This is a genomic window from Paraburkholderia sp. EG304 (genome assembly GCF_046543485.1).
GTDB classification, from domain to species: domain Bacteria; phylum Pseudomonadota; class Gammaproteobacteria; order Burkholderiales; family Burkholderiaceae; genus Paraburkholderia; species Paraburkholderia youngii.
In genome coordinates this window covers 1-15,477 of the sequence record NZ_JBKGUA010000047.1, presented here as the reverse complement: position 1 = coordinate 15,477, position 15,477 = coordinate 1, and the positions used below count along the sequence as shown (strand labels likewise).

The 15,477-nt window shown below is 60.5% G+C and carries 21 protein-coding genes and 3 pseudogenes; 22 read left to right on the top strand and 2 right to left on the bottom strand.

Annotated elements, in window-relative coordinates:
- Positions 1 to 203 precede the first annotated feature (203 nt).
- Complete coding sequence (locus tag ACLFKU_RS34210) at positions 204 to 512, bottom strand: hypothetical protein (RefSeq protein WP_410852077.1); 309 nt, start codon at positions 510 to 512, stop codon at positions 204 to 206.
- Between the two features lie 374 nt (positions 513 to 886).
- Between ACLFKU_RS34210 and ACLFKU_RS34205 the strand changes: the two genes are divergently transcribed.
- The 14 genes from ACLFKU_RS34205 to ACLFKU_RS34140 all read left to right on the top strand — a co-directional run bounded on the left by ACLFKU_RS34205 (position 887) and on the right by ACLFKU_RS34140 (position 8,317).
- Positions 887 to 1,114, top strand: coding sequence for a hypothetical protein (locus tag ACLFKU_RS34205; RefSeq protein ID WP_410852076.1), 228 nt, complete (start codon positions 887 to 889; stop codon positions 1,112 to 1,114).
- Positions 1,111 to 1,329 carry a DNA-directed RNA polymerase subunit alpha C-terminal domain-containing protein gene (locus ACLFKU_RS34200; protein WP_410852075.1) on the top strand — a complete coding sequence of 73 codons (219 nt, stop codon included), beginning with the start codon at positions 1,111 to 1,113 and terminating at the stop codon, positions 1,327 to 1,329. The genes ACLFKU_RS34205 and ACLFKU_RS34200 overlap by 4 nt, the downstream gene beginning before the upstream one ends.
- Complete coding sequence (locus ACLFKU_RS34195; RefSeq protein WP_410852074.1) at positions 1,326 to 1,574, top strand: hypothetical protein; 249 nt, start codon at positions 1,326 to 1,328, stop codon at positions 1,572 to 1,574. Before ACLFKU_RS34200 ends, ACLFKU_RS34195 begins: the two co-directional genes overlap by 4 nt.
- Positions 1,571 to 1,717: a hypothetical protein gene (locus ACLFKU_RS34190; RefSeq protein ID WP_410852073.1), complete on the top strand. Its 147-nt coding sequence runs from the start codon at positions 1,571 to 1,573 to the stop codon at positions 1,715 to 1,717. Before ACLFKU_RS34195 ends, ACLFKU_RS34190 begins: the two co-directional genes overlap by 4 nt.
- A 373-nt stretch (positions 1,718 to 2,090) precedes the next feature.
- Positions 2,091 to 2,765, top strand: a complete 675-nt coding sequence (locus tag ACLFKU_RS34185; RefSeq protein ID WP_410852072.1) for a hypothetical protein — start codon at positions 2,091 to 2,093, stop codon at positions 2,763 to 2,765.
- 5 nt (positions 2,766 to 2,770) lie between these two features.
- Positions 2,771 to 3,217 carry a hypothetical protein gene (locus tag ACLFKU_RS34180; RefSeq protein WP_410852071.1) on the top strand — a complete coding sequence of 149 codons (447 nt, stop codon included), beginning with the start codon at positions 2,771 to 2,773 and terminating at the stop codon, positions 3,215 to 3,217.
- Positions 3,214 to 4,122, top strand: a complete 909-nt coding sequence (locus ACLFKU_RS34175) for a YqaJ viral recombinase family protein (protein WP_410852070.1) — start codon at positions 3,214 to 3,216, stop codon at positions 4,120 to 4,122. Before ACLFKU_RS34180 ends, ACLFKU_RS34175 begins: the two co-directional genes overlap by 4 nt.
- Positions 4,119 to 5,216, top strand: a complete 1,098-nt coding sequence (locus ACLFKU_RS34170; RefSeq protein WP_410852069.1) for a hypothetical protein — start codon at positions 4,119 to 4,121, stop codon at positions 5,214 to 5,216. Before ACLFKU_RS34175 ends, ACLFKU_RS34170 begins: the two co-directional genes overlap by 4 nt.
- Positions 5,217 to 5,366: 150 nt before the next feature.
- Positions 5,367 to 5,822: a hypothetical protein gene (locus ACLFKU_RS34165; RefSeq protein ID WP_410852068.1), complete on the top strand. Its 456-nt coding sequence runs from the start codon at positions 5,367 to 5,369 to the stop codon at positions 5,820 to 5,822.
- A 3-nt stretch (positions 5,823 to 5,825) separates the two neighbouring features.
- Positions 5,826 to 6,374: a hypothetical protein gene (locus tag ACLFKU_RS34160; protein ID WP_410852067.1), complete on the top strand. Its 549-nt coding sequence runs from the start codon at positions 5,826 to 5,828 to the stop codon at positions 6,372 to 6,374.
- Positions 6,368 to 6,880: a hypothetical protein gene (locus tag ACLFKU_RS34155; protein ID WP_410852066.1), complete on the top strand. Its 513-nt coding sequence runs from the start codon at positions 6,368 to 6,370 to the stop codon at positions 6,878 to 6,880. The genes ACLFKU_RS34160 and ACLFKU_RS34155 overlap by 7 nt, the downstream gene beginning before the upstream one ends.
- Positions 6,867 to 7,100 carry a hypothetical protein gene (locus ACLFKU_RS34150; RefSeq protein ID WP_410852065.1) on the top strand — a complete coding sequence of 78 codons (234 nt, stop codon included), beginning with the start codon at positions 6,867 to 6,869 and terminating at the stop codon, positions 7,098 to 7,100. The genes ACLFKU_RS34155 and ACLFKU_RS34150 overlap by 14 nt, the downstream gene beginning before the upstream one ends.
- A gap of 16 nt (positions 7,101 to 7,116) precedes the next feature.
- Positions 7,117 to 7,401, top strand: coding sequence for a hypothetical protein (locus tag ACLFKU_RS34145; protein WP_410852064.1), 285 nt, complete (start codon positions 7,117 to 7,119; stop codon positions 7,399 to 7,401).
- 1 nt (position 7,402) lies between these two features.
- Positions 7,403 to 8,317 carry a hypothetical protein gene (locus tag ACLFKU_RS34140; protein ID WP_410852063.1) on the top strand — a complete coding sequence of 305 codons (915 nt, stop codon included), beginning with the start codon at positions 7,403 to 7,405 and terminating at the stop codon, positions 8,315 to 8,317.
- A gap of 127 nt (positions 8,318 to 8,444) precedes the next feature.
- On the opposite strand, the gene ACLFKU_RS34135 is transcribed toward ACLFKU_RS34140, so the two are convergent.
- Entirely contained in the window at positions 8,445 to 10,184 is a 1,740-nt protein-coding gene (locus tag ACLFKU_RS34135) for a recombinase family protein (protein WP_410852062.1), read from the bottom strand.
- 50 nt (positions 10,185 to 10,234) lie between these two features.
- On the opposite strand from ACLFKU_RS34135, the pseudogene ACLFKU_RS34130 reads away from it, so the two are divergent.
- The 8 genes and pseudogenes from ACLFKU_RS34130 to ACLFKU_RS34095 form a co-directional block, all read left to right on the top strand.
- A pseudogene (locus ACLFKU_RS34130) lies at positions 10,235 to 10,516 on the top strand (SDR family NAD(P)-dependent oxidoreductase); the annotation flags it as partial.
- A gap of 25 nt (positions 10,517 to 10,541) precedes the next feature.
- On the top strand, positions 10,542 to 11,045 hold the full coding sequence (locus ACLFKU_RS34125) for a DUF3237 domain-containing protein (protein ID WP_410852061.1): 504 nt from the start codon (positions 10,542 to 10,544) through the stop codon (positions 11,043 to 11,045).
- Between the two features lie 18 nt (positions 11,046 to 11,063).
- On the top strand, positions 11,064 to 11,465 hold the full coding sequence (locus tag ACLFKU_RS34120) for a nuclear transport factor 2 family protein (RefSeq protein ID WP_410852060.1): 402 nt from the start codon (positions 11,064 to 11,066) through the stop codon (positions 11,463 to 11,465).
- 219 nt (positions 11,466 to 11,684) lie between these two features.
- Complete coding sequence (locus ACLFKU_RS34115; protein ID WP_410852128.1) at positions 11,685 to 12,530, top strand: alpha/beta fold hydrolase; 846 nt, start codon at positions 11,685 to 11,687, stop codon at positions 12,528 to 12,530.
- A 48-nt stretch (positions 12,531 to 12,578) separates the two neighbouring features.
- Entirely contained in the window at positions 12,579 to 13,328 is a 750-nt protein-coding gene (locus tag ACLFKU_RS34110) for an SDR family NAD(P)-dependent oxidoreductase (RefSeq protein ID WP_410852059.1), read from the top strand.
- A 98-nt stretch (positions 13,329 to 13,426) separates the two neighbouring features.
- Positions 13,427 to 13,879: pseudogene (locus ACLFKU_RS34105) on the top strand (MFS transporter); the annotation flags it as partial.
- Positions 13,788 to 14,659, top strand: a pseudogene (locus ACLFKU_RS34100) (L-histidine N(alpha)-methyltransferase). The pseudogenes ACLFKU_RS34105 and ACLFKU_RS34100, both read left to right, overlap by 92 nt.
- On the top strand, positions 14,640 to 15,002 hold the full coding sequence (locus ACLFKU_RS34095; protein WP_410852127.1) for an L-histidine N(alpha)-methyltransferase: 363 nt from the start codon (positions 14,640 to 14,642) through the stop codon (positions 15,000 to 15,002). The pseudogene ACLFKU_RS34100 and the gene ACLFKU_RS34095 overlap by 20 nt, the downstream one beginning before the upstream one ends.
- Positions 15,003 to 15,477: the final 475 nt, after the last annotated feature.

Genomic DNA, 15,477 nt, shown 5'->3' with positions numbered 1-15,477 from the left:
TACTCGTCCTCTTTACCCGATTCACTGAGTCGGGAAAGACTGAGGCGCTGGAGTTAGCTCCTCCGGCGCCTTTTTTTCGGGACGAATGAATGCAAAAGGGCCCCGAGCGTCCAAACGCTAGGCCCAAAATGACTTCAACTGACTCCTATCGGTATCTCTTTACACGTCCTAATGCGACGGTGAGACCGATACTGTGGCGGAGCTTAGGCCGTCTCGCGTATTGGCTCCTCCGAGTTCAGCAATTCTTTAAGCATCCTCCAGCCTTTGCTGTACTCAGGACAAAGCTCAAATACTGAGACTGCTCCGTCGACCGCTGCCGAAATGAACGGCGCGATCTCCACCGGGACGGGGCTTTTTCTGTGGAACCACATATCGAGGCGACCGGCCGTACAAGGCACGTGGCGGGCGATGCGGCGCGCCAGTTCCCGCCGCGATCCAGCAAGCTCGATCGCGGTCTGAAGCGCCGCCAGTTGCGGCGGCACCGGGTTAGTCATCTGGATGCGGCGATCCATATTGCCTCTCAGGTCGCCATGCAAACGTTGGCGACTCCAGAAATCATAGACCCGTAATTCTCGTTTTGCCAACGGTCATTTCGCATTAAATCCCGAATGCCCAGGTGATTTCCCGCTTAGGGTTTGCACCGGTTTTGGCGCGTGCGGGGCGCGTGCGGGGCGCGAGTGGGGCGCGCGCGGGGCGCGTAAAGGCTAGTTTTCGTTGTTTCTAAAGACTTTTCTGTTTTGCCGATTATGTTGTCGTATCTCTAGTTAGTCCGATCCTTAAAACGCTCGTGAAGCGCCGCCCCTCACTTGCGAAAGAAAATGAATTGACTACGCTGAAGTTACATCAGCCATTCAATCGGTAAATTCAAAAGAATATGGAATATAAATTGAATAAATCGATTTATACCGGCATCGCCGTCGAGTTCGATCGGGACGAATACGGCGCGCGTCGTGCGACGGTTACGGGCGTGCAATTCGACGCGGTGAACGACTGGGCGCTCGACCTGAAAAACTCGTTGCCGGTCGAGGTCTGCCCCGAAGTCGAAGGGCCGTTCCTCGATATCGAGACAGGCAGTTATCGCGCGACAGTCCGTGTGCGCAAGGAGCAGTCATGACCGACCTTCATGAACTCGCGAATATCGGCCTGAATCTGCGCGTAGCGAATCGCCTCGGCGCGTCCGGCATCTGTCGGCTCGAGGAGTTGTGCGCACGTAGCGCAAAGGACTTGCTACAGCTTCCCGGCTTCGGTCCCCGTTCGCTCCTCGAAGTGCGCGACGCGCTCGCGCAGGCCGGCCGCACGCTGCGCGCAGACGGTCCGGAGGTCGCATGAAACCGCATTCATGTCTGATGCCCGGCGCGTTTGTCGGCGTGCGGGTGATCGTCCGCCATACGGTCGATGGACGCATGCTGCGCGAGGTTCGCGGCTTCGATGCAACGGCGGTACTCGCTCGCGCACTCGACGTATCGGACAGCATCAGCCTCGACGCGCATCCGCTCGTCTCCCGGCTGGAGCGCATCCGCTTGAATGAGCATGGCTACGTGATCGCTTCTGGCGAAGGTGGGCGCTTCAAATGACCTGCTATCGATTCGCGAGTCGCGCGCCGATGAGCTATCGCCGCGTACTGCGCACGGTCCCGAAGGCGCTGCGTCGCGCGTGGTGGCGACAGCGTTACCACTACGACGAGCCGCGCACGGCAATTGGCAACGGTCCGTTCTGATTTACCTCTCGCGTGCCTCGCACCGCGAGCCGGTGCATCAGGTAATGCAACTACGCAGGCGTCTGGAGGGCGCAGCGCGTAACAGAAAGAGGTGAACAAATGAAGTTGAGGGAATTTTTGATGGCCGCATTGTGCGGTCGTCACAGCGCGCCGACCGTGGCAGCGCGACGTCGCATTGCATGGATGCGTCGGGTGACTTTCGTAGCGGCGGCGATCTTCGCTGCGCGCGCGGCCGGCGACGTCATGCACATGGACGTGTTGCACGAAGGCGGTCGCGCCTGCCTCGATGGTCTGATCGCATTCGCAGTCGAGAAACTTTGCAGCGCTGAATAGCGCGCGGGCAACTGCGCGCCTCGATCGATGGAGAGTGGATATGACCGCAATAACGATGGCGACGCTTCCAGCGATCAGCGACGCGCGCCTGCCGGATACCTATCAGAGCGCTGTCATGGCGCTGGAAAAGGCGACCGCCATTGACGAGTGCCAGGCGTGGGCGGACAAGGCGATGGCGCTCGCCTCGTACGCGCGCCAGTCGCGAGACGACCGGCTGCAAAAGATGGCCGTACGCATTCAGGCACGCGCAACGAGGCGCTGCGGCGAACTGCTCGCCACAGTCCCACCGGCAACGGGGACGCGTAGCGATATCGAACCTCGGGCAGGCGACTGCCCGAAGTTGACGCGCGAACAGGCGGCGGCTGACGCGAATATGTCGCCGCACCAACGCAAGACGGCTCTGCGCGTCGCGGCAGTACCGAGAGCCGAGTTCGAGCGGCAGGTCGAGAGTGATGCACCGCCGACCATCACGACGCTCGCCGAGCAAGGCAAGAAAATCCGGCCGCTTGTCGATCTTGGCGGTATCCCGCCTGAGGACTACGCGAATGCAACACGCTTTCAGGGCGCGGTCGCGCGTCTCGCGGAACTGTGCGAAACGCAGGACGCGGCGCGAGTCGCGCGCGCGCTTCAGCCGCACGAGCGCAAGTCTATTCGAGATCGCATTGCCGTCATTGATGCCTGGCTCGATCAGTTCGCCGTCAACTTACCGGAGTAACGATCGTGTTCAACAGCAATGATCTTAACCGCGAGATTGATGAGGTAATCGTGCTCACAGTCGGCAAGAAGCACCCCGACTGGATCACTGAGGCCGTCATGCAGCGCCACGTCGCGCTGGAAGGCGAGGAATGCGAATTCTATCTCGTCTGCTCGCGCGGTTACGTGCGCTCAATGGTCGGCAAGCGCCTTGGCCGCGCGAAGCTCTCGACCTCGATCGTGCCCGACGAACAACTCGTGCTGCCCGGTTTCACGCGTGTTCAGAAGGAATATCTGATCGAGGAGGACGGCACCACCGTTTCTGTCCCGATCGAGGATATGACCGACGAGCAGATCATCGAGAAGGAAGCTGAATTGACCGCAATGGGCACTGGCTGCTTCGAGCACGCAGCCGAGTTGCAGCGATACCGTCTCGCGCGCGCTGCGTCTCGCGATCAGGGAGAGCAGGCATGAACGCTCGCGAACAATGGCTGGCCCAGCGAAAGAAAGGCCTCGGCGGCAGCGACGCGGCAGCAGCGCTCGGCGAGTCGCGCTATAAGACGGCGTTTCAGCTTTATCAGGAAAAGCTCGAACTCATTCCTGGGGGGATGCTTGTCTCGCCGGATGCGGCGGAGCGTATGCGCTTCGGTCAATTGATCGAGGACGTCATCGCGACTGCTTACGCTGAGCGCTATTCCGTTAAATTGCGGCGGCATAACAAGCTCGCGAAACATCCGCGCCTTCCGTGGATGATCGGCTCATACGATAGAACGATCGACGGCCAACGCGTCGGCTTCGAAGCAAAGAACGTTGACGCACTGACCTATCGTAACGACGAATGGGGCCCAGAGTTCGGCGATGCAATTCCGCGCGAGCACTACCTGCAGTGCTTGCACTATTTGAGCGTTAGTGGCTATGACGCGTGGGTGCTCGCGGCTTGCGTTGGCGGCAATAGCTTGAAAATTTACCGCATCGAGCGCGACGAGGAAATGATCGACATCCTCGAACAGAGCGAAGCAGAGTTCTGGGAGCGCGTCAGAAACGAGGACCCGCCACCGCTCGATTACCGCCACAAGAGCGCCATTCCGCTCCTGAAAAAACTGTATCCCGGCACGTCTGGCGAAACGGTCAACCTTCCTGCTGAAGCCGAGGCGCTTCATTACTGCCGTCTCGATTTCGAGGAACAGGCCGAGTTGATGGAGCAAGGCGCGAAGGCCGCAAAAGCCCGCATCCTGCATCTGATGGGCGAGGCATCGGTCGGCCTGCTGCCGAACGGCGGCGGCTATACGCGCAAGCTCGTCAAGCGCGACGGGTACACCGTCGAGCCTACCAGCTATGTCGACTTCAGGTTCAGCGCACGTAAAGGAGCGAGTCAATGAATGAGCTTGTGGAATCGCCATTCGCGGGACGCTCGAACGCGCCTGCGGAGACTGCGGGCGCGCGCCAGAATCAGGCCCGCGAACTCGCGGACCTTCAGGTTGCGTACACGATGGCGCGGCACTTTCCGCGCGACCCCGTGCGTGCGATGGATTCGATCCTCCTCGCCTTTACGAGTGCGCAACTCGCTGAGGTCGCGCAGTACCAGTTTGCGCGCGGCGGCACTGACATTCGCGGTCCAAGTATTCACGCGCTCGAAGCAATCGCCACTGCGTGGGGAAACATCGATATGGCGTGGCGCGTCGTCTCGCGTGGGTTCGATGCGCGCGGCGTCGGCTATTCAGAAGTCGAATCGCGTGCAATCGACATGCAGACCGGGGCACGCAAGACGATCTGCTTTCCGGTTTCGCACTGGCGCGATACGCGTCAGGGCGGGTACGAACTGAAGGACGAGCGCGACATTTACGAGCTGACCGCGAACATGGCGCAGCGTCGATTGCGCAAATGCCTTGAGGGCGTGATTCCGCGCGATGTCGTTGACTCCGCGATGGATCAGGCAGACGTGACGCTCAAGGCGAAAGCGGACACCAGTCCCGAGGCAATGGCGAAGATGGTCGACGCATTCGCCGCGTTCAGCGTGACGAAAGAGCAGATCGAGCAGCGCATTCAGCGGCGGCTCGATGCCATTACGCCGGCGCAGGTCGTCAGCCTGAAGCGCATCTATGCGTCGTTGCGCGACGGTATGAGCGAGCCCGGCGAATGGTTCGATAAGGGCGAGGCAAACGCCGACGACGCGAGCGGCGAGCAAGGCGGGAGCGCGCCCAAAGGTTCGGCCACGGCCGCGCTCAAGTCGCGCATGAAAGCCGGCGCGAAAAAGAAAGCCAGCGCCTCGCGCGCTGCCGCGACCGACAATCTGCCCGTTGCGTCCTACGCTGAAGTCGCGGATGCACTTAAAGCTGCAAAAACGATCGAAGCGCTAAACGATGCGGCGGACCTCATCAGGAACGTCAATGCGCAGGAGCAGCGCGCGGAGCTTGAGGCGCTCTATCGCGCGCGCGCCGCCGAGTTCGAGGTCGACCCCGACGAGCCGTCATGAGAGAACGGCAATGAAAAATTTCTTCGAAAACTGCTTCTGGGCCGCCGTGCTGGTCGCGGTGCTGGTGGTGTTGTTCAGCCTTGGGAGTTATCAATGATTGCGCTGGCGAAACACAAGGTAAAAATTTTGCATTTGAACGTGAGATCAGAAATGCGCGGCGACGAGGAGCGCACGGCGGTCGACGTCAAGATCGGCTTTGATCTCCCGAACACGTCGCTGGATTCGCTCGCTGTCGGCCTGCGCGATGCGCTGTACGAAGCGCCGAACGATCCCGACCTTCTCGGTGCTAATGGTCAGCCTTTCACGCGTGTCCGCTTCCCGCAACTCGGCACGCTGAAGTGGCTTGGCGAATGGTCGTCGGTCGGTCTGCATCTGCACCTTGGAAACGGACGCGGCAAAGGCGATCTGAATTTTCCCGATTCGGTATTCGGCAAGCTCACCGTCTCGCGCAAGGAAGGCGGCACGTGTGCCTGTGTCGCGCGCGTACAGCTTCTGCCGACGCCTGACGAAACGGCGAAGCTCGTCGCCCTGCTGAAGCACGAGGTGCCCGCCACGACCGATCTGACGAACGCCATTGATAGTGCCGCCGACGACGAGGAGGATTGAACCATGAGACTGACGACCGCTTACCTGCTGACACTCGACGCGCAGGACGTTTTCGATATCGTCGCCTGGCATCTGCTCAGGCAGAACGCGCAGGCGACGTTGCCGGGTACTGCGAAGTGCATGTACCGCGCGCCCGATGGCAAGCGCTGCGCGATCGGCTGGCTGCTGCCCGATGAGGTCTATTCTCCGAGCCTCGAATTTTTCGGCGTGCGCGATCTCGTCGCGATGCTTTACGAGACGCCGCACGGCGGGCAGTTCGCGCAGTTCCTGTTCGAGCACATGCCGTTGCTGCGTGACCTGCAGGGCACGCACGACGCGCGCGCGCCGCATGAGTGGCCCGTCGCGCTGCGGATGATCGCGCAGAAGCACGGCCTGCGGGAGACCGTCATCGACAAGGCATTCTGCGACGATCGGCCGAGCACGCCGCCCGTGCCATTCGGCCAGCGTCGCGCGCCGTCGCCCGCGTATCTGCTCGACCTCTCGCAAGTGCTCGCGTTCAAACCTGCGGGCGCGATCGTGGTCCCGCTCGAACCTGAGGAACTGGCATGGTAACGCGCTATCCGACCATCGACGAGCTTGCGCGCATGGATACGCAGGCCGTGTTCGATCACATCGCGCAGCATCTGCTCGCGCAGGGCGCGCGCAGCACGCACCGACTTACGGGCGACTGTCTCTACCGCAGCGCGAAGGGCCGCGCGTGCGCCGTTGGCTGCATCATCCCCGATGCCGTCTATAGCGCGGCGTTCGAGCATAGCCGCATCACCGGTCTGTTCTGGCTGCTCGGCAAGCCGGAGTTCCGGACCGCGCATCACGAGCTTTTTTGCGACTTCCTGCTCGCGAACTGCACGTTGCTGACGCGGCTGATGGTGGTCCACGACTGCGGCGCGCCGCGGCTCTGGCCTCTCGTGCTGCGCGACTGCGCCGATATGTTCGGGCTGAGCGCCGCTGTCATCGATCGGTACGAGGGAATAGTCGAGCCCGAAGCGTCAGACGGTCAGGCAGCGCATGTGACGCCTGAACGTCTCGTCGAGCACGAGGCGAGCGATGTCCTCGCGTAGTCGCAAGGCGTGCGAGAAGCTGCGCCCCGTCGAGCCCGCGCCCGCCGACAATTCGTTGCTGGTCGATGCCTGGGTGCCCGACTACGGGCGACAGTGCGAAGTCTGCGGGCAGTCGCCGTGCGTCACTGGTGTTCGCGCCGGCAAGGTCGTCTATCACGGGTCAATGTGCGGCGTCTGCACGTGGGGCGATTCCGCGTGCATCGATCCGGCGAACTGGTAGATCAGGGAGACGAATGATGAGAGAAGATCAGATTGAACACGACCCGGACAGCGCGCCGATACTGAAGCACTCGATTGTCAGCGCTCGCGCGTGGGACCGCTACGCGTTCCTAACCGAGCGCGGCGAGCCTGCGACGCTCGCGATCATCGATAAGGACGGGAACATACTGGACAGCGGTCCGGAGGTCGCGCGCGAGATTTGGGACATTGCCATACTCGCGTATCGCCGCTATCTGAAGGGCGAGCCGTTCCGGACGATCATCTCGTCGCCCGACGGGCTGTATCAGAAGACTGGCCGATAAAGTGTCGAAGTCGAAACTCGATATGACAGTCATAGGCAGACGTTCAGAGTTGACCGTTGATCGCGCTTTGCGCATACAATTTTCGGATGATCAATCAAAATCACTCAAATATATGCTCAAACGTCGCCTCCCTCGGACACTTAGAAAAATTGGCTTCACGATAGTAAGCGCCGATCGGCGGACGTATTTCGAGCGTGCGGACCCCATCGTCAGACATCCGTTTATCTTGACGATCACCGCTTTTGTATTCACCGGATTGGTTGGAACATGGCTTTCGGAGCGTTATCAACGAGAGCAACATGAACAGGAAGCGATGCGAAAAACCATGGATGAGGTTCGTCTGTCAATCGATACCACGAATCAGGCATTCGACGATTATCTAAATGCAGCGGCCGTAGTGGATGGTGACCTTACTTCGAACGCAGACAGTAAGCGGCTAGATGAGGACAGAGAGATTTTTTGGAAGGCTAGGCGCGATCTTGACAGCAAGCTCGCAATAGAGACCCCTCGCATACGACAGGCCATGCCTTATGGTCTAGGTGGCGCGTTTCAGGTCAGTGCGAGTCTTATGCGCGTCGGCGCGTGGAGAATTTCTGACTGCGTTGATTCGGGCAAAGTGATCGATGCTCCGAATGCAGGATTGCAGCGGAAAAAAATTGAATGCCCGAACAATCAAACATTTTCCATCAAATACGCGGATGAGCAGATCTCTAAGGTTCAGATTTGCGTTGCGGAGTTTTTTTTTGCTATTCGGCCAAGTCCTTTCGATGATCTCGATCCAAAGAAAATCGCTTCTAATGTTGGTCATGCTATCAATAATTTCACCGCGGTTTGCAATGGCGTGACAATGTTAGGTTTGTCTTATGATGCAACATACGGGAAATACAAAGCACCCAATAATGGGCCAGCTAATTGACGGTGTAGGCGGTAAGTTATGAAATCAATCTCGGGGGCGACAGTCGGGTCTTGGCCGAACTGAGCCGGACGATCGGACATCATCTGCCGATTGTGTCCGGACTTTTAGAGTGAAGGGCCGCCGCAGCTCACTGTCCAGCGCGCGTACGAGGCGCGCGCGCCGGTTTCTGCTTCGCCTCGATCTCCCTGATTGCAAAGCGCTGTTCGTCGATACGTTCGCCCGTCACGTGGTCGATCTCGATCTCCTGCGTCTGCCCGCTTTTCGAGAGCAGATGCAGGCGCACGACCTTCGGCTGGTCAAAGTTCAGGCCCTTCATATAAACTTCGATCCGCTCGAACGTATCCGCTACCAGTTGGCGGGCCTTCATGCGCGCGTCAGGGTCGAGCAGTCTCACATCCTCGATCAATGCCGCCCAGGCATCAGCGGTGGATTGCTTGGTGCGCTGCACCACCGATAGCTCACGTTGAAGCGCTGAAACCTTGTCGCGCTGCTCGCGCTGCTCGTTCTCCAGTTTCTCTGCCGCCTTTGAAAGCGTGGCGATGCTACCCGCGCCGCTCTCCATCGCCTGTTGAATTTCAGCGAGTCGAGCGTCGACTTTCTCTAGCTGTGCGCGCTGATTCGCGAGCGTGGCCGTACGTGGGTCAGGCTTGCCCGTAGTGGCGAGCAGACGGTCGAGGTTCATCTGGTCCGAGCAGTACGTCATAAGCGCGTGCTCGACCGGTTGCACCGAGCAGGATTCGCCACCGCTGCACCGCTGCCCGAGTCTGTAATAGCTGCCGCAGCGAAGGCGGCGCGCGCCGAGCCGATAGGTGCCGTCAGGCAGCTTGTTTGCTTCCTTGAGTTGACTATGCGAAACCATCAGCGATCCGCAGTGGCCGCAATACGTGAGGTTCAAACCAGTGAGTAGCCCGGGCACTTGGCTTTTTACCCGGCGCTTCCCGCGAAGCGAAACGACGTGCCGTAGCTGTTCGAACTTTTCCGCTGTAATCAGCGCAGCGTCACCATAGTAGCCTTCGAGCGTGAACGTCTGACCCTTGGAGACGATGACCTTGTCGCCCATGAGTCCACGATTCGCGGCGACACGGCTGACGCGATTCGTTGGAAAGCGTCCGCCAAACTCGAAACCTTCATCGCGCATCTTGCGGGCGATCGCCATTGCGCCGTATCCCTCGCAGTAAAGATCGACCATGCGGCGCGTTGCCTCCGCCTTGTCGGGCACGAGTTCGAAGCGCATCGAGTCATAATTGAACGTCACCCATTCCGGATCGGTATGCGGAGCGCCGATCAGTCCTTTTAGTTCCTTGTCGCCGTGACGAGCGCCCCGTTCCCAAGCCTGACATTTCTTCACATACGCCTCCTGAATCAGACCGCTCTTGCGCTTGCTTTCGCCATAGGCGCGAGCCATATCGATGAGGACTTCCAGCAACGAAAATTCGTTCTCCGCGATGATTTCAGGCGTCCAGACTTTGCCGTTGACTGAGGTAACGACGCGAATGCCACGGTCGATAATATCGCCGAGCAACGCCAGAGCCTGAAGCGGAGTCTGCCGCGAGAAACGATCCCACGCCTCGACGATCAGCGTTGAACCGGGCCGGACGCTGCCGCCGTCCTTGATCTGTTCCATGAACAGCCCGAGCGCGCCCTTCAGATGGTCGCCCTTGAACGCGCTTCTGGCCGCGTCGAACAGGTGCAGCGAGGTATCGAGCACGAGATTGTTGTCCGCTGCCCACTTGGCGGCGTAGTCCTCCTGCCGCTGCTTGCTGGTGCCGGCCGCCTGCGGCTTCGAGCTGAACCGGACGTACGAGTAGACAGGCCCGTCATAGACGATGGCGGCTGGATTCCGGGATCGGGTGACGCGCCTAAGCATCTGGTTTCCTCAGTTTGTTTCGACTGAAAACCAGTATAGACAATGGGACCGCATCCAAGCATGCCGTCGAAGGCCTCACGAAGTCCGCTGCATTGGAAGCCGCTGCCTCCGGCGTGCGCGTGAATGCCGTCGCGCCCGGCCCCATCGATACGGAGATGCTCACCCGGCTGACCGGCTCCAGCGAACGCAAGGCCGCCATGCTGTCGAGCGTTCCGCTCAAACGCGCCGGAACGCCCGAGGAAATCGCCGAGGCCATCGCTTTCGTCGGTTCGGGCAAGGCCAGCTATATGACCGGCGAAGTCCTGCGCGTCAACGGCGGCAGGACCGCATGAACCCGTCAGATGGGATGACAACACCATGTCCGCAAACCATACGCCCCAATTTGACGATCTACCCCCGGTCATGAAGGAAGTCCGGACGCGGCCGCTGTTCGTGGTCCGTCTTGGCGTCAAGCCAATCGTGACGGTCGGTCAGACACCGGGCGCCTTGCGCCGCGTCGGCATCGTTGAGTCCGGCACATTCGGAGGCGACCGGCTCACCGGTACCGTGCTCGACGGCAGTAACGACTGGCAGACCGTGCGCGGCGATACCGGCACGACGCACGATGTGCGCCTCACGCTGCGCACCGACGACGGCGTCAACCTGCTGATGTCATACCACGGCGTCCGGCATGGTCCGGCCGACGTGATCCAACGCCTGGAACATGGAGAAGTCGTCGACCCCGCAAGTTACTACTTCCGCATCAACCCCATGTTCGAGGCGCCAGCCGGGCGCTACGAATGGCTTAACGGCATTCAGGCCATCGGCCTCGGCCACCGTTTCGCCTACGGCCCCGTGTACAGCGTATTTGAAGTGCTCTGATTCTCACTGGAGAACAACATGACCACAACCACCCCCGCACAGAACAAGGCACTGCTCCTCGAAGCCTTCGATACGCTCTTCAACCAGCGCGACTACGCTGTCGCCGAGCGTTTCTGGTCGGATTCCTATATCCAGCACAGCGCGCACATCGCGCCTGGACGCGAAGGACTGTTCGACCTGATCCGTACCCTGCCTGCCACCTTGCGTTACGAGAACCAGCTCGTGGTGGCGGAAGGGGATTACGTGATTGCGCATGGCCGGTTTTCCGGGAATGGCAGGCCAACCTCGTGGATTGCCGCCGATATCGTGCGTTTCGAGAATGGCAGGCTGGCCGAACACTGGGACGTGCTCCAGGACGAGGCTAGTGCGACGCAATCGGTCAGCGGCCTGCCCATGTTCGGGGAACGCTTTCCGTCCTGATTTGCGCAGGCAACCGGCAGCCATGCGCGTCCCATACCCGTCAGGCATCGCCGCGTGCCTACAAAGTCTTTTTCCTGTTGCCAGCCACCGCATAAATTACCCATCAGCAGCGCCCGACGAGATTTCCAGGCGCGTGACTGGATTTCAAAAGCGGCACCCCATGCATCTGAAACATACCGGAAAACAACTGCTGAACTTACCTCTGAAAGGATCGCAATCATGAGCCGCCAGACGCACCAGACCGCACCGACGCAGTACGTCGACGCAAACGGTATCCGCTTCGCCTATCGCCGCTTCGGCAATCGCGCGGGGGTTCCGCTCGTCATGAACATCCACTTCACCGGCACCATGGATCACTGGGACCCCGCCGTAACTGACGGCCTGGCCGTCGGACGTGAGGTCATCCTGTTCAACAACGCCGGCATTTCGAGTAGTTCGGGCAGCGTTCCCGAATCGATCGAGGAAATGGCGGCCGACGCTGCCGCATTCATCCGTGCGCTCGGTCTCGAACAGGTCGATGTACTGGGATTCTCGATGGGTGGCCTGATTGCGCAGACGCTCGCCATTGCGGAGCCCACGCTGGTTCGCCGCCTGATCCTCGTCGGCACCGGCCCGCGCAGCGGAGAAGGTATGGCCTCGCTGACGCCCGAAGCGCAGGAAATCTTCGGCGCGAGCTATGCCGAACCGGACCATCTCTGGCTGCGCGTCCATTTCTCGCCGACCGGAACCAGCCAGACGGCCGGACGTGCGTTCCTCGAACGCTTCCGCCTTCGCACGGAGAACCGTGATCCAGCGGCCAACGAAGCCGTGGCACCGGCTCAGCTCGCGGCACTCGCGAAATGGGGCGCGCCGCAAGACAAACCATATGCCTACCTGTCTGTACTCAGCCAGCCAACTCTGATCGTCAATGGTGACAACGACGTGATCATCTACACGGTCAATTCGCTGATTCTGCGCCAGCACATCCCGAATGCCCAACTGATCATCTATCCGGACGCCAATCACGGCTCGCTCTATCAATACCCCGAGCGTTTCGTGGAAGACGTTTCCAGGTTCCTTTCCTGAGTCGCCAGTTACACCGACATTTCATCCCGAATTCAACAGGAGTTAATCGTGGCTACTAATCTTCGCGGCAAAACTGCACTCGTCACGGGCGCTTCGCGCGGCATCGGCCGCGCAACCGCTCAGGCTCTGGCAGCAGCAGGCGCGCGCGTGATCGTGCACTTCGGCAGCGACGAGAAGGCGGCGAATTCCGTCGTCGAGGCGATCCGTGCGTCGGGTGGTTCTGCCGACAAGGTCGCGGCAGACCTGAGCGCGGCGAACGGCCCTCACGAACTGGCCCGTCAGGTACGCGGGCTGATTGGCGAGCGTCTCAACATTCTCGTTGCGAATGCCGGCATCTCGAAGGCCTCGTCAATCGCGGAAACGACTGTAGAGGACTTCGACCGGTTGTTCGCCGTCAATGTGCGCGCCCCATACTTCCTCGTCCAGCAACTGCTGCCCGTGCTGGGCGAGGGCAGTAGCGTAGTCCTGCTGTCCTCACTTGCAGCCCGCGCTTCGGTTGGCAATCTGTCAGCCTACGCCGCGAGTAAGGGAGCAATCGACACCCTGGTCAAGCATTTCGCCGCAGCGCTCGGCGAGCGCGGCATTCGCGTGAACGCCATCGCGCCGGGCGTTGTTGAAACTGACATGTCGAACTTCGCCAAAACCGATGCCGGGCGGGACTTCAGCCTCGGCATGCAGGCCCTCAAGCGCGTGGCGCAACCCGACGACATCGCAGGCGCAGCCCTGTTCCTCGCATCCGATGCGGCACGCTGGGTGACGGGTGACACGCTGCGTGTCGATGGCGGCTCCAAGCTCTGATACCGGGGGAGACGGCCATGACCCATACAGCCTGCCCGACTGCCCCCGCGATAGACAGCGGGAGCACCCGTCGATAGACGCATGCCGCACTTGGCCACCGGGCCAGTTTCTGGGTCTCGGCTGGCGTGGTCGCTCATACCCTCTGGACCAGCGCTGCACCCGCCATGACGTACCGGCTCTACGCAAGCGAATGGCATCTCACCCCGACGACCACAGCCGAAATCTTCGCTGTCTACCCGATCGCGGTTGTCAGCGTGCTCATCCTGTTCGGCGGCCTGTCCGACCAGATTGGCCGACGGGCGACGATGCTGCTCGGTCTGAATGCCTCTTTCCTCGGCGCACTGATCCTCGCGCTCGCGCACGATATCTCATGGCTTTTCCTGGCCCGGGCATTCATGGGTGTCGGCGTCGGCCTGACCGCCGGACCGTCGACGGCGGCGATGGTCGAATTCAACGAGGGTGGTGCGCCCCGGCGAGCCTCTGTGGTTGCCACAGCTGCCCAGGCCGCCGGCTTCGCAGCCGCGCTCATCGTCGGAGGCGCACTCACTTAATACGCGCCCTGGCCCTTGCACCTGGCTTTCTGGCTGTTGGCTCTCCTCATCGCGGCCTTGTTCACTGTCACGTGGTTCCTGCCCCTGCCGGCGGAGCGCGGTGCCGCAGGCGGCTGGACGCCCAGTTTGCCGTCCGCCTCTCGCGCGGGACACTGCGTCCGACAATGGTGACGGTGAACACGATCTGTTGTCCGGCACGGACGCGTTTGCTCGCGATGTTCTCGAAGGTCTGTCGCGTCCGGTCAAATCGCTGCCTTTCAAGTATTTCTACGATGCGCAAGGGTCGGCGCTGTTCGAAGCGATCTGCGCGACCCCCGAGTATTACCCGACGCGCACGGAAACGGCATGCTCAAGGACATTGCAGCGCAGCTCGCCTCAGAGATTCCTGACCACGCCACCCCGGTCGAATTCGGCAGCGGTGCGAGCACAAAAACCCGGATCGTCCTCGATGCCGCCCGGCAGATCGACACCTGCGTGCCGATCGATATCAGTACAGCGGCACAGAAACAGGCTCGGCAACGCATCGCCGACGCCTACGCGGCGCTGGACGTCCGCCCAGTCGCAGGCGACTTCACTCGGGACATCACACCGCCCGACATGCACGGGGACGAAACCATGATCGGCTTCTTCCCTGGATCGACAGTAGGCAATTTCGAGCCCGACGACGCAATCGCCTTCCTGCGCTCGGCGAAGAAACTCCTGGGCAGTCAGGCAAAGCTCATTGTCGGCGTCGACATAGTCAAGGACGCCGCCGGCGCTCCTGTCTGCCTACAACGATGAAGGCGAGGTCACGGCACGTTTCAATCGGAACCTCCTGCTCCGCATCAATCGCGAGCTGGAAGGAAATTTCGAACTGGGCGCGTTTGCTCATTCAGCCATCTCGAACGATGATCTGAAGCGGATCGAGATGCATCTAGTCAGCCAGGCAAAACAGACGGTTCGCGTGTTGAATCTTGATATTCATTTCGACGCCGCCGAAAGCATGCACACCGAGAACTCGCACAAGTACACCACCGATTCGTTCGAAGACCTCGCGAGATCTGCTGGATGGGAAGTGACGCAATCCTGGGTGAGTACCGCGCCTCAGTTTGGCGTTTTTCCGCTCGAAGCCGTCGCCCGCTAGTGAGCGCAGCAATTTCAGTTCAGCCGGTTCGACGGCAAGCGCAATTGCGATGGTGTTAGCCGATCGAACGGCCGCTTTCACGCGGCGACCGGCCGGTCGAATGTGGGAGCAAGAGCGACGACGAACGACGGCTCTTGGCCGACTGGACTCATTCACAGATGCCGGCCGAAAGCGGCCGTCGACGATTTCGACGACCGCTTTACGGGACCTTCAGCGAACTGGTGGTCTCGGCCAAATCCGGCCGATCGTCGATTCCGCAGACTGGCGATTTGAAAGACTGCTTTGCAGCTCAGACCTGACACCGGACACAGATCATACTTTCACCCAAGAGGAGCAAACGAAAAGTCGCTACAAGGGCTTCCCCGTTGGACGCAAGTACAACGTTGACTTTTGGTGCTTTCTGCTGCGCTGCCTGGCTGGTGCAAGTGAGAAGGTGAAGGACTGCGGTACTACAACCGGTCATGTTGGGCTCATT